The following is a 12,601-nucleotide window of genomic DNA, read 5'->3' as shown; positions in this document are numbered from 1 at the left end:
AAAAGGGCAGCCGAAGCTGCCCTTTGAGGTTCACATTCAAGGATTAAACGATCGTTAACGTGACCTCTGGTTTCAAGACCTGGCCCCGCCGACCGTACAGACCTTAGTGCAGGCCTTGAATATAGCTGGCCAGCGCCTTGATGTCCTTGTTGCTCATTTTGGCCGCGATGCCGCGCATGATCATCGAGTCACCATCGTTGGTGCGGTCGCCTTCACGGAAGTCTGTCAGCTGTTTCTCGATATAGCTGGCGTGCTGGCCGCCCAGGTGCGGGAAACCGGCAGCGGCAAGGCCCTGGCCGTCTGGCGAGTGGCAGCCGATGCACGCTGGCATGCCTTTCTCAAGGTTGCCACCACGGAACAGGGCCTCACCCTGGGCTACCAGGGCCGGGTCAGCAGCGCCAACCGAACCTTTCTGGCTTGAGTAGTAGGCCGCGATGTCGGCAAGGTCCTGATCGTTCAGGTTCGCCAGCAGGCCGGTCATTTCCAGCACCTGACGCTTGCCGTCCTTGATTTCATGCAACTGCTTGAGCAGGTAGCGATCACCTTGCCCGGCCAGCTTGGGGAAGTTTGGGGCCATGCTATTGCCGTCCGGACCGTGACAAGCGCCACATACAGCGGTTTTTGCCTGACCTGCAGCAGCATCACCTACCACAGCGGTGCTAGCAGCCTGGGCAATACCGCTGACGCCCAAGGTCAACAGCAGACTCACGAGTAATTTGTTCATCAGCTAATCCAACTACGGCTAAGGGTTAAAGAGTTATGGGCCGGGCTCACTCGCTTATCCACTGTAGGACAGTTCGGTAATCCTCGACACTGCAGTCCATGCACAAACCACGCGGCGGCATCGCCTTGAAACCCTGGGTCACATGTCGTACCAGCGCCTACATACCTTGCTCTTACCTTGGCCTATTAGCTGACCAGCATGGCAGACAATACAAACGCGGTTGTACACGGCTTCCGGATCCTGTGTAGCCTGAATGCTGTAACGTGGCATCAAGACACCGTCACCAGCAGTCATAAAACGACCTTTTCAGGGTTGGGAGCCTGCTGCGTTCTAATGCGCAACCTGGGTTTTTTGCTCCCGTGTTCTTCATCCTACGCTGGGACAAAGCGCACACAAAATCTGCGGCATTATATACTGGCGTCACTGAAACGGAAACGACACGCTCGCCGCGTCCATTCCTGACGCCGCTCACATCGGAAATCCCATGCAACTCAAGAACCCCATTCTCGGTCTGTGCCAACAGGCCACCTTCATGCTCAGCGCTGCCAAAGTCGATCAATGCCCCGATGACGAAGGCTACGAAGTCGCGTTTGCCGGGCGCTCCAACGCCGGCAAGTCCAGTGCACTCAACACTTTGACCCACGCCAGCCTGGCGCGCACGTCGAAAACTCCGGGCCGCACTCAGTTGCTGAACTTCTTCCAACTGGACGAAGAACGTCGCCTGGTCGACTTGCCAGGTTACGGTTATGCCAAGGTGCCGATCCCGCTGAAATTGCACTGGCAGCGCCACCTTGAAGCATATTTCGGCAGCCGTGAAAGCCTCAAGGGTGTGATCTTGATGATGGATATCCGTCATCCAATGACCGATTTCGACCTTTTGATGCTTGATTGGACCGTGTCCAGCGGCATGCCTATGCACATTTTGCTGACCAAAGCCGACAAACTGACGTACGGCGCTGCAAAAAATACGCTGCTTAAAATCCAGTCGGACATTCGCAAGCAATGGGGCGATGCCGTCACCATCCAGTTGTTCTCCACGCCAAAGCGCATGGGCCTGGAAGAGGCGTACACCGTGCTGGCACGCTGGATGGAATTGCCGAACAAAGGCGAAGAACTGGTTGAAGCTGACGAGTAACAAATCGCAGGCAAAAAAAAACCCGGACTTCGCATGGGGGGAAGGAGGTCCGGGGTTCAAGTACTGAACCGCTAGGGCGGGGTTCAGGTATCTGCCAACACTTAACACAACATTAGGAGCTTTGAAGGGCTTCACCACCCATTCAATAAATCTGAGTGGTGTTGGCAGATTTAGTTCCGGGAGCTTAAAAACTCTTTGGAATAAGCCCGGTCTCTGCAGCAGCAATAAATTTTTAGTGTGGGAGCGGGCTTGCTCGCGATGGCATCAACGCGGTCATTGCGACAGACCGCGTCGCCTGCATCGCGAGCAAGCCCGCTCCCACATTCCCTCATTAATGCGCTTCATCCCAGTTGTTGCCCACGCCTACTTCAACCACTAGCGGCACATCCAGCTTCGCCGCTTCGCTCATGTGTATCCGCACTTCATCACGCACCTGGTCCACCAGGTCTTCGCGCACTTCTAGCACCAGTTCATCGTGTACCTGCAGGATGACGCGGGCATCGAGGCCTGAGGCGCTGAGCCAGTTATCCACAGACACCATGGCTTTTTTGATGATATCGGCTGCCGTGCCCTGCATCGGTGCGTTGATTGCCGTGCGTTCGGCGCCTTTGCGCAGCGCCGGGTTTTTCGCGTTGATTTCCGGCAGGTACAAGCGACGACCGAAAATGGTCTCGACATAGCCTTGCTCGGCAGCCTGGGTGCGCGTGCGCTCCATGTAGTCCAGCACGCCCGGGTAACGTGCGAAATAACGGTCGATATAGGCTTGCGACTGTTTGCGGTCGACGCCGATCTGTTTGGCCAGGCCAAAGGCGCTCATGCCGTAGATCAGGCCGAAGTTGATGGCCTTGGCACTGCGGCGCTGGTCGGTGGTGACGTCCGCCAGATCAACCCCGAACACCTCGGCAGCGGTGGCGCTGTGCACGTCCAGATTGTTGCGGAAGGCATGCAGCAAACCTTCGTCCTTGGCCAGGTGGGCCATGATCCGCAGCTCGATTTGCGAGTAGTCGGCCGCCAGCAGTTTGTAGCCTTTAGGGGCCACAAAGGCCTGACGGATCCGACGACCTTCGGCGGTACGGATCGGAATGTTCTGCAAGTTTGGATCACTTGAAGACAAACGACCGGTCGCCGTGACGGCCTGGTGGTAGGAGGTGTGGATACGGCCCGTACGCGGGTTGATCTGCTCAGGCAGGCGATCGGTGTAGGTGCTTTTCAGCTTGCTCATGGAGCGGTACTGCATCAGCACCTTGGGTAGCGGGAAGTCCTGCTCGGCCAGTTCCGCCAGCACGGCTTCGGCAGTCGAAGGCTGGCCTTTGGCCGTTTTGCTGATGATTGGCAGACCGAGTTTTTCATACAGGATCACACCCAGTTGCTTGGGTGAGCTCAGGTTGAACTCCTCACCGGCAATGGCAAAAGCCTCACGCTCAAGCGCAACCAGCTTGTCACCCAGCTCAACACTCTGGATACCCAGCAGGTTGGCATCCACCAGCGCGCCCTGACGTTCAATACGCGCCAGTACCGGCACCAGCGGCATCTCGATGTCCGTCAATACGCTGTTGAGGCTAGGGATCGCTGCGAGTTTTTCGTGCAGTACATGGTGCAAACGCAAGGTCACGTCGGCATCTTCGGCCGCATACGGGCCGGCCTGCTCCAGGGAAATCTGGTCGAAGGTCAGTTGCTTGACGCCCTTGCCGGCAATGTCCTGGAAGCTGGTGGTGGTGTGGCCCAGGTACTTGAGGGCCAGGCTGTCCATATCGTGGCGGCTGCCCGTGGAGTCGAGCACATAGGACTCAAGCATGGTGTCGAAGGCAACGCCCTGAACCATGATCCCGCAGGATTGATCGCCACCGATGGCGCAGTTGGCCAGAATATTCATGTCGTACTTGGCGTGTTGTCCGACCTTGGCTTTGCTCGGGTCTTCCAGCAGCGGCTTGAGGGCACGCAATACCGTGTCGCGATCCAGTTGCTCGGGTACGCCCATGTAGGAATGGGTCAATGGAATGTAAGCCGCTTCGCCAGGCTTGACCGCGAACGACAGGCCCACCAGCTGCGCTTGCTGCGCGTCCAGGCCGGTGGTTTCGGTATCAAAGGCAATCAATTTGGCGTCGTTGAGTTTTTTTAGCCATACATCAAAGCGAGCCTGATCGAGGATGGTCTCGTACTGTTGCTCCGCTTCGGCGGGCGCTTCAGGAGCCTCATGCACAATCACCTGCCCGGCACGCTTGGCCTCGCGCTCAACTTCGGCAATCCAGCTTTTGAACTCAAGTTCGGTGTACAGCTCAATCAACTTTTCGCAGTCAGGCGCCTTGAGGTGCAAGTCTTCCAGGCCGATATCCAGCGGCACATCGATCTTGATCGTCGCCAATTGATAGGACAAAAACGCCATTTCGCGATGTTCTTCGAGTTTGGCAGGCAAGTTTTTGGCGCCGCGAATGGGCAGGGTCGGCACGATATCGAGCTTTTCGTACAGATCGACCAAACCACCGCCTACACCCACCAGCAAGCCGGACGCTGTCTTGGGACCAATACCAGGTACGCCTGGAATGTTGTCAGACGAATCGCCCATCAGCGCGAGGTAGTCGATGATCTGCTCGGGCGATACGCCAAATTTCTCTTTAACGCCCTCAATGTCCATCACGCTGCCGGTCATGGTGTTAACCAGCGTGATGTGGCCATCAACCAGCTGGGCCATGTCCTTGTCACCGGTGGAGATGACCACTGGTCGGTCTGCCGCGGCGCTGCTGCGGGCCAGCGTGCCGATGACATCATCGGCCTCCACGCCTTCAACGCACAGCAAGGGGAAACCCAGCGCAATCACACTGGCGTGCAATGGCTCGATTTGCACCCGCATGTCATCGGGCATGCTCGGGCGGTTGGCCTTGTACTCGGCGTACATGTCATCGCGAAATGTCCCGCCCTTGGCATCGAAAACCACCGCGAACGGGCTGTCCGGATACTGCTTGCGCAGGCTTTTGAGCATGTTCAATACGCCCTTCACGGCGCCTGTCGGCAGCCCTTTGGACGTAGTCAGCGGCGGCAGCGCGTGGAAGGCGCGGTACAGATATGAAGAACCGTCCACCAGGACGAGGGGAGCTTGGCTCATGAGCAGGATCAACCTTTTCGGCGAGTCCGGCGCTAGAATGTCCGGACCAATGACGACAAAGGGACAAGGTTATCATGCGCACACTCAATCGCCTGTTGCTGACCGGTTTGTTTGCATTCACTCCGCTGGTAACCTTCGCAGCAGATGAAGCAGTCACCGCCGATCCAGATGTAACCATTCGCACGGAAGGCGATAAAACCATTCAGGAGTACCGTCAAAACGGTTTCCTGTACGCCATCAAGGTCACCCCAAAAGGGGGCAAACCGTACTTCCTGGTACGGGCTGATGGTACTGATGCCAATTACATCCGTTCCGACCAGCCGGATATGCTGATTCCTTCGTGGAAAATCTTCGAATGGAAGTAGCGTCTTAACTTTAATTGGCGCCGCCTTGCGCGGCGCCCGTACTGGCAATTTAAATCATGTCTGTATTCACCCCACTGACTCGCAGCGAGTTGGAAACCTTCCTTGCGCCTTATGAACTCGGCCGTTTGCTCGATTTCCAGGGGATTGCTGCGGGCAGCGAAAATACCAACTACTTCATCAGCCTGGAGCGCGGTGAATTTGTCCTGACCCTGGTTGAGCGTGGGCCGGTCAAAGAGATGCCGTTCTTTATCGAGCTGCTGGATGTGCTGCATGACGCCGACCTGCCGGTGCCATTCGCCTTGCGCACCGTTGACGGCCAGGCCCTGCGCGAACTCAAGGGCAAGCCGGCGCTGCTGCAGCCGCGCCTGGCGGGCAAGCATATTCGTGAGGCCAACGCCCAGCATTGCGCCCAGGTTGGGGAACTGCTCGGCCACTTGCATACCGCGACCCGCAACAACGTACTGGAACGCAAGACAGACCGCGGCCTGGACTGGATGCTGGCTGAAGGTCCTGCCTTGATGGCTGGTTTGTCGCCTGATTCAGCAGATTTGCTGCAAAAGGCGCTGCAGGAAATTACTGAGCGCAAGGCGCAGATTCTGGCACTGCCCCGGGCGAACCTGCATGGCGACCTGTTTCGTGATAACGCGATGTTTGAAGGCACTCATCTGACCGGGCTGATCGATTTTTACAACGCCTGCTCGGGCCCGATGCTGTACGACGTGGCCATTGCCCTGAATGACTGGTGTGCAGACGAAGACGGTCAGATCGATGCTCCCCGCGCCCGTGCGCTGCTGGGCGCCTATGCCGCCCTGCGTCCGTTCACTGCCGCCGAGGCCGAGTTGTGGCCAACCCTGTTGCGCGTTGCTTGCGTGCGGTTCTGGCTGTCGCGCCTGATCGCAGCCCAGACCTTTGCCGGTCAGGACGTGCTGATTCATGATCCGGGCGAGTTTGAAAAACGCCTGGCTTTGCGTCAGACGGTGACCGTACAGCTGCCGTTCGCGTTGTAACAAACACTGAAATCAATTGTGGGAGCGGGCTTGTTCGCGATTGTAGCGACGCGGTGTATCTGAACAACCGCGTCGATCCAATCGCGAGCAAGCCCGCTCCCACAGAGGTTCTGGCAAGCCGCAACTTTTGTGAATGTCACACAATCTGTGGGAGTCGGCTTACAAGCTTTCCAGACACCCCGCCAGGTCATTGCCGAGTTTTTCCAGCAACTGCTCATACCCCTGCGCCGTCGCAGGGGTGTAGCCGCCCAGGGCATCCAGCTCCGCCAACTTGACCGGCAACCCGGCTGTCAGGGTGTCCGCCAGGCGCGGACGCAGCGGCGGATCGCTGAATACACAGGTCTTGCCCACTTCCTGCAGACGCTTACGCATGGCGGCTACGTGCTGGGCGCCCGGCTGAACTTCCGAAGCCACACTGAAGGTTCCCGTGTGCTTGATGCCGTAAGCGCTTTCAAAATAGTCGTAGCCTTCGTGGAAGACGAAGAACGGTTTGTCGGCAATCCCGGCCAGTCGCGTTTTGAGGCGCGCATTCAACGCATCCAGGCGTTCATTGAAGGCCTTGAGATTGCTTTGATACCTGGTCGCATTGGCAGGGTCTTTTTCACTCAGGTCCGCCGCCATTTTCGCGGCGATCACCCGCGCATTGTCCGGAGCCAGCCACAAGTGTGCATCCAGGGTGCCGGGACGATGATCGTGATCATGTTCGGCGGCATCTTCTTCGTGCGAATGGCTATCTTCGGCGAAATGACGCAATTTCAAGCCCGGCAGGGTTTGTACCGTAACCGATGGCAGGGTGCGGCCCTTGATCACTCGTGGCAGAAACCCTTCCATGTCCGGACCGATCCAGTAGAGAAGGTCTGCTGACTGCACGCGCCGTACGTCGGATGGGCGCAGCGCATAGTTATGCGGTGAGGCATTGGGCGGTAAAAGCACCTCCGGATGCCCCACGCCGTCCTGCACGGCAGCGGCAATCAGTTGCAGGGGCTTGATGCTGGTCAGCACGTTGACCTCGGCCCGGGCCGGGCTGATCACAAGCAAACTGGCGCTTAGAGCAAGAAAAAGGGAAAAAAGACGGGGCACGATAAGCACTCATGATGGCTGAAACAGGTAACATAATAACGTCTCTCTCAATAATCGTCGCCGCCCATGCCTATAACACCGCTTGCCAGCCGTCCCCACGACCACTCTCATTGTGTCCATAGCGCCCTGACCGAGGCCGATGCCTTGTGTGCGCAAAAGGGCCTGCGCCTGACCGCCTTGCGTCGACGGGTGCTTGAGCTGGTGTGGCAAAGCCACAAGCCGCTGGGTGCCTACGACATTCTTGCAGTACTGAGCGAGCAGGATGGCCGTCGCGCTGCGCCGCCTACCGTTTATCGGGCTTTGGACTTCCTGCTCGACAATGGCCTGGTGCACCGCATTTCCTCACTCAACGCTTTTGTTGGCTGCAGCCACCCCGAGCACCCGCACCAGGGCCAGTTCCTGATTTGCCGCAACTGCCACGCCGCCATCGAGCTTGAGCAAAAGTCCATCAGCGACGCAATTATCAATAGCGCCCGGGATGTCGGCTTTACTGTCGAAGGCCAGACTGTCGAAGTGGTCGGTTTGTGTTCGGGTTGCCGGGAGGCCTGATGAGCGCTGCACTGATACGCCTGCAACATGTCACTGTGACCTATGCCGGACAAAACGTACTCGACAATATCGAGCTGAGCGTTGAACCGGGCCAGATCGTGACCCTGATCGGTCCCAACGGCGCCGGCAAGACCACGCTGGTCAAAGCCGTGCTCGGCCTGCTCAAGCCCACCAGCGGCAGCGTATGGCGCAAGCCCAAGCTGCGCGTGGGCTATATGCCGCAAAAGCTTCACGTTGACCCGACACTGCCATTGTCCGTGTTGCGCTTTTTGCGCCTGGTGCCCGGTGTAGACCGTGCCCAGGCCCTTGAGGCGCTAAAGGAAGTCGGTGCTGAAAAGGTCATCGATAGCCCGGTGCAAAGCGTGTCCGGTGGTGAAATGCAGCGCGTGCTGCTGGCCCGCGCCCTGCTGCGCAAGCCCGAATTGCTGGTGCTCGACGAGCCGGTGCAAGGCGTGGACGTGGCCGGTCAATCGGAGCTGTATGCCCTCATCACCCGCCTGCGCGACCGCCACGGCTGCGGCGTGCTGATGGTCTCCCACGATTTGCATCTGGTGATGAGCACCACCGATCAGGTGGTATGCCTCAACCGCCACGTCTGTTGTTCGGGCCATCCCGAGCAGGTGAGTGGTGACCCGGCTTTCGTTGAGCTATTTGGCAAAAACGCACAAAGCCTGGCGATTTATCACCACCATCACGACCATGCTCATGACTTGCATGGCTCAGTGGTTAGCGAAAATAACCCGGCGGCATCCGCCCACGTTCATGGAGAAGGCTGCAAGCATGGCTGATTTTCTGCTTTACGCCCTGCTGGCAGGTCTGGCTTTGGCAATAGTTGCAGGCCCTTTGGGGTCATTCGTGGTGTGGCGGCGCATGGCCTACTTCGGCGACACGTTATCGCACGCAGCCCTGTTGGGCGTAGCCCTGGGGTTCCTGCTGGATATCAGCCCGACCATTGCCGTGACCGTGGGCTGCCTGTTGCTGGCGGTGCTGTTGGTCACGCTGCAGCAGCGACAGTCGCTGGCATCCGACACACTGCTCGGAATTCTCGCCCCCAGCACCTTGTCCCTCGGGCTGGTCGTACTAAGCTTCATGCATGAAGTGCGGATCGACCTGATGGCGTATTTGTTTGGTGACCTGCTGGCCATCAGCCCAACCGACCTGATGTGGATCCTGGGTGGCAGCGCGACGGTTTTGGCCTTGCTGGTTGCACTGTGGCGACCATTGCTGGCGATCACCGTGCATGAAGAGCTGGCCATGGTTGAAGGCCTGCCCGTGGCGGCGTTACGATTGGCCCTGATGCTGTTGATTGCGGTGGTGATTGCCGTAGCGATGAAAATCGTCGGCGTGTTGCTGATTACCTCCTTGCTGATTATTCCGGCGGCCGCGGCCCAGCGTCATGCTCGCTCGCCGGAGCAAATGGCACTGGGCGCCAGCGCACTGGGCATACTGGCCGTAGTGGGTGGCCTTGCGCTGTCATGGTTTAAGGACACGCCAGCAGGCCCGTCGATTGTGGTGTGTGCCGCAGCACTGTTTTTGTTGAGTTTTGTTCTACCCCGTCGAGGGGTGTAGACTTGCTTGTTTTTTGCGCACTTAGAGAGCCGCAGGAATGAAGCTGTTCAACTCCCGTTACTTGCTCCTGGCCGCATTTTCCCTGCTGCTGGGCGCCTGCCAAAGCACGCCGTCGGCCGACACTACTGCCGCCGCCGCACGCGCTACGGCCATCGCACAGCTGGAGCAAAACCTGGCCAGCAGTGAACTCGCGACCGCTGAAGATCAATTGAGCGCCTTGCAGGCGCAAACCCCGGATGATCCGCAATTGGTGCAATACCAGCGCCAACTGGCCGAGGCCTACCTGCAACGCAGCCAGATCGTCCTGCAAAAGGGTGATGTCAACGCGGCAGCTACCGCCCTGAGCCGTGCCCGCGCCCTGATGCCCAAGGCCCCTGCACTGACCGGTGGGGTCAATAGCGCCATTGCCCAGGCCCGCAAGGCCGAGCTGGACAAGGCTGAAGCCGCCCTCAAGGCTGCCGAGGCCCGACCACCGGCCAAGGTGATCGACCCGGCGGCCGAAAGCACCACCGTTGCACTGAACATCAACGATATTGCCAAACTTCGCCATCAACTGGATTTGATCGCGCAAGATATCGTCAATTACCAGTGCGCCGTCAGCCTGCAGGTTCCGCGTACGGCGGATTATCCATGGCTGGCCACACTGATCAGCAAGCGGGTTAAAAAGATCGACCCCGGGTTTGACCTCAAGCTGAACCGTCAAGTCATTCGCCACGTACCCGCACAAATGGTGCTGATCCCCAGCAAACCGGAATAAAACATCCGGGCATGAAAAACCCGTAGCAGCCAAAGGCTGCTACGGGTTTTTTGTTTTCGGCTAGGCCGGTATTGCCTTGGCCCTGGCCTCCCGTGACCACACGCGGTGTTGCCCGATGGCTGCAAAAAAGGCTTTTAGATCCTGGGCATCCTTGATCGCCAGCAACCCTTCATCTGCCTGTAGGTGCAGCACGTCCAGCAGTTGTCTGGCATCACCCTGCAAGGCGATGGCCTTGAGGTGCTTGTACGCTTCCAGCAGGTAGTGCAAGGCCACTCCGTCGCCGCTCAGTGCCTTGATCGACGACGCGCCACCCGGTACGTACACCGCGTCGAACGCCACCGAAGGCAAGCCTTCCATCGACGCATCCACAGCCAGCAATGTGCCGTCAGCGGTTTTCACCGGGGCTGACGTCGGCCCCAGCAATTTGGCGTGGGCACCCTCTGCTGCAAGCGCCTGTTTCAGCGCATCGATCGCTTTGCCATCCACCCCGTTGGCCGCCAGGATCGCCACTTTTCGGGTTTTGATATTCCCCGCCAGCAGATTGGCCTGGCTCAGGGCCGGCGACTGGGTAAAGCGAGTCTTGCGCTCAGCTACCGTACCGGCCTTGGGTGCGGGCAAGCCCAGATTTTCGGCGACGCGCCTGGCCAGGCCCAAATCAATATTGGCCAGAATCTCATTCACCTGCCGCGCACGGATAGACTCGCGCTCAACTTTACCCAGCTCAAAGCTGTAGGCAGCAATGATGTGCTCTTGCTCATGGTTGCTCATGCTGTTGAAGAACAGCCGCGCCTGGGAGAAATGGTCACCGAATGATTCGCTGCGCTGACGGATTTTGTTGGCGTCGATGCGTTCCGGGTAACTCTCAAAACCGCCGTCACTGGCCGCCGGTGGGGTTTCTTTTGGCCAGCCGCCATCGATCGAGTTGGGTTCGTAGGCTGCACGCCCCTTGTGGAGGGTGCTGCGGTGCTGGGCATCACGCTGGTTGTTGTGGAATGGCGCCACCGGACGGTTGATCGGGATCTCATGAAAATTCGGCCCGCCAAGGCGACTGATCTGCGTATCCGTATAGGAAAACAGGCGCCCTTGCAGCAACGGGTCATTGGAAAAGTCGATCCCTGGAACAATGTGGCCAGGGCAGAAGGCGACTTGTTCGGTTTCTGCGAAAAAATTGTCCGGGTTGCGGTTGAGGACCATTTTTCCCAATGGCGTAATCGGTATCAGTTCTTCCGGGATCAGCTTGGTCGGGTCAAGGATATCGAAATCAAACTTATGCTCATCTTCCTCCGGGATGATCTGGACACCGAACTCCCACTCCGGGTAATCGCCCGTCTCAATGGCGTCCCACAGGTCACGGCGATGGAAGTCCGTGTCTTTGCCTGCGAGCTTCTGCGCTTCGTCCCACACCAACGAGCAAGTGCCTACACTTGGGCGCCAGTGAAATTTGACGAAGTTAGACTGGCCTTGCGCGTTGATGAAACGAAAGGTGTGCACGCCAAAGCCCTGCATGCTTCTCAGGCTTTTCGGAATGGCCCGGTCGGACATGGCCCAAATGACCATGTGAGCGGATTCCGGAACCAGCGAGACAAAGTCCCAGAAGGTGTCATGGGCCGAGCCGCCAGTAGGGATTTCATTGTGTGGCTCAGGTTTTACAGCATGTACAAAGTCTGGAAACTTCACCGCATCCTGTATGAAAAATACCGGCATATTGTTCCCGACCAGATCGAAGTTACCTTCGTCGGTGAAAAACTTGACCGCGAAACCGCGAACATCACGCACCGTATCCCCGGAGCCCCGCGGGCCTTGCACGGTGGAGAAACGCACGAATACGGGGGTTTGCTTGCCGGGGTCCTGCAAGAATCCTGCTTTGGTCAGTGCGCTGTGGGACTTGTACGCCTGAAAATAACCATGAGCACCAGTGCCTCGCGCATGCACGATGCGCTCGGGAATACGCTCATGGTCAAAATGCGTGATCTTCTCGCGCATGATGAAGTCTTCGAGCAGCGACGGCCCGCGCGAACCGGCCTTGAGGGTGTTCTGATTGTCAGCAATCTTCACCCCTTGGTTGGTTCGTAAGGCCTGATCGGTGGCGTCGTCGCGAAAGGTTTCAAGGCTTTCCAGTTTGACGTTGGTGTTACCACGATCCAGGGTGTCGGTGCCGGCCATCTGGCTCTTGTTGGAAGACGGTTTTTTGCTGCTCATCAGACTAAACTCCTTGTATGCGAAAGCCCTGTGATAAGGGCTTTGTAGACAAATACCGCCCAAGCGGATGCGAGTTGCCTAAGTACTGACGTCTGGCCGTTACCGTCGTTCCTTTT

General features: G+C 58.1%; 11 protein-coding genes and 1 pseudogene. 7 read left to right on the top strand and 5 right to left on the bottom strand.

Going from position 1 to position 12,601, the window contains the following annotated elements; all coding sequences use genetic code 11:
• Positions 1 to 103: 103 nt before the first annotated feature.
• The gene (locus tag PPTH39_RS16320) at positions 104 to 724 is read right to left on the bottom strand and encodes a c-type cytochrome (RefSeq protein ID WP_094999673.1); all 621 of its coding nucleotides are present in this window, start codon (positions 722 to 724) and stop codon (positions 104 to 106) included.
• Between the two features lie 46 nt (positions 725 to 770).
• Positions 771 to 1,018 (bottom strand): annotated as a pseudogene (locus PPTH39_RS23740) (c-type cytochrome).
• Positions 1,019 to 1,208: 190 nt separating this feature from the next.
• On the opposite strand from PPTH39_RS23740, the gene yihA reads away from it, so the two are divergent.
• On the top strand, positions 1,209 to 1,859 hold the full coding sequence (gene yihA, locus PPTH39_RS16310) for a ribosome biogenesis GTP-binding protein YihA/YsxC (protein WP_094999674.1): 651 nt from the start codon (positions 1,209 to 1,211) through the stop codon (positions 1,857 to 1,859).
• Between the two features lie 331 nt (positions 1,860 to 2,190).
• Here the strand turns inward: yihA and polA are convergent, their stop codons facing one another.
• Complete coding sequence (gene polA, locus PPTH39_RS16300; RefSeq protein WP_094999676.1) at positions 2,191 to 4,959, bottom strand: DNA polymerase I; 2,769 nt, start codon at positions 4,957 to 4,959, stop codon at positions 2,191 to 2,193.
• A gap of 74 nt (positions 4,960 to 5,033) precedes the next feature.
• Here polA and PPTH39_RS16295 point away from each other — a divergent pair, with 74 nt between their 5' ends.
• Together PPTH39_RS16295 and PPTH39_RS16290 are read left to right on the top strand one after the other, a co-directional pair.
• The gene (locus tag PPTH39_RS16295; protein WP_019828138.1) at positions 5,034 to 5,324 is read left to right on the top strand and encodes a DUF2782 domain-containing protein; all 291 of its coding nucleotides are present in this window, start codon (positions 5,034 to 5,036) and stop codon (positions 5,322 to 5,324) included.
• 56 nt (positions 5,325 to 5,380) lie between these two features.
• Positions 5,381 to 6,331 carry a homoserine kinase gene (locus tag PPTH39_RS16290; RefSeq protein WP_095020623.1) on the top strand — a complete coding sequence of 317 codons (951 nt, stop codon included), beginning with the start codon at positions 5,381 to 5,383 and terminating at the stop codon, positions 6,329 to 6,331.
• A 159-nt stretch (positions 6,332 to 6,490) separates the two neighbouring features.
• On the opposite strand, the gene PPTH39_RS16285 is transcribed toward PPTH39_RS16290, so the two are convergent.
• Positions 6,491 to 7,411 carry a zinc ABC transporter substrate-binding protein ZnuA gene (locus PPTH39_RS16285; RefSeq protein ID WP_095017886.1) on the bottom strand — a complete coding sequence of 307 codons (921 nt, stop codon included), beginning with the start codon at positions 7,409 to 7,411 and terminating at the stop codon, positions 6,491 to 6,493.
• Positions 7,412 to 7,477: 66 nt separating this feature from the next.
• Here PPTH39_RS16285 and PPTH39_RS16280 point away from each other — a divergent pair, with 66 nt between their 5' ends.
• The 4 genes from PPTH39_RS16280 to PPTH39_RS16265 are packed head-to-tail and all read left to right on the top strand — an operon-like array spanning position 7,478 to position 10,286.
• Positions 7,478 to 7,960 (top strand): Fur family transcriptional regulator, encoded by a 483-nt coding sequence (locus PPTH39_RS16280; RefSeq protein WP_094999679.1) that lies wholly within the window; start codon positions 7,478 to 7,480, stop codon positions 7,958 to 7,960.
• Positions 7,960 to 8,748 carry a zinc ABC transporter ATP-binding protein ZnuC gene (gene znuC / locus PPTH39_RS16275; RefSeq protein WP_094999680.1) on the top strand — a complete coding sequence of 263 codons (789 nt, stop codon included), beginning with the start codon at positions 7,960 to 7,962 and terminating at the stop codon, positions 8,746 to 8,748. Before PPTH39_RS16280 ends, znuC begins: the two co-directional genes overlap by 1 nt.
• Positions 8,741 to 9,529 (top strand): zinc ABC transporter permease subunit ZnuB, encoded by a 789-nt coding sequence (gene znuB / locus PPTH39_RS16270; RefSeq protein WP_094999681.1) that lies wholly within the window; start codon positions 8,741 to 8,743, stop codon positions 9,527 to 9,529. The genes znuC and znuB overlap by 8 nt, the downstream gene beginning before the upstream one ends.
• A gap of 37 nt (positions 9,530 to 9,566) precedes the next feature.
• Positions 9,567 to 10,286 (top strand): PA5502 family lipoprotein, encoded by a 720-nt coding sequence (locus PPTH39_RS16265; RefSeq protein WP_094999682.1) that lies wholly within the window; start codon positions 9,567 to 9,569, stop codon positions 10,284 to 10,286.
• Between the two features lie 60 nt (positions 10,287 to 10,346).
• On the opposite strand, the gene katE is transcribed toward PPTH39_RS16265, so the two are convergent.
• Positions 10,347 to 12,539 carry a catalase HPII gene (gene katE / locus PPTH39_RS16260; protein ID WP_269779722.1) on the bottom strand — a complete coding sequence of 731 codons (2,193 nt, stop codon included), beginning with the start codon at positions 12,537 to 12,539 and terminating at the stop codon, positions 10,347 to 10,349.
• Positions 12,540 to 12,601 lie beyond the last annotated feature (62 nt).

The organism is Pseudomonas bubulae (assembly GCF_900618535.1).
Taxonomy (GTDB): domain Bacteria; phylum Pseudomonadota; class Gammaproteobacteria; order Pseudomonadales; family Pseudomonadaceae; genus Aquipseudomonas; species Aquipseudomonas bubulae.
This window is presented reverse-complemented; position numbering and strand designations above follow the sequence as displayed.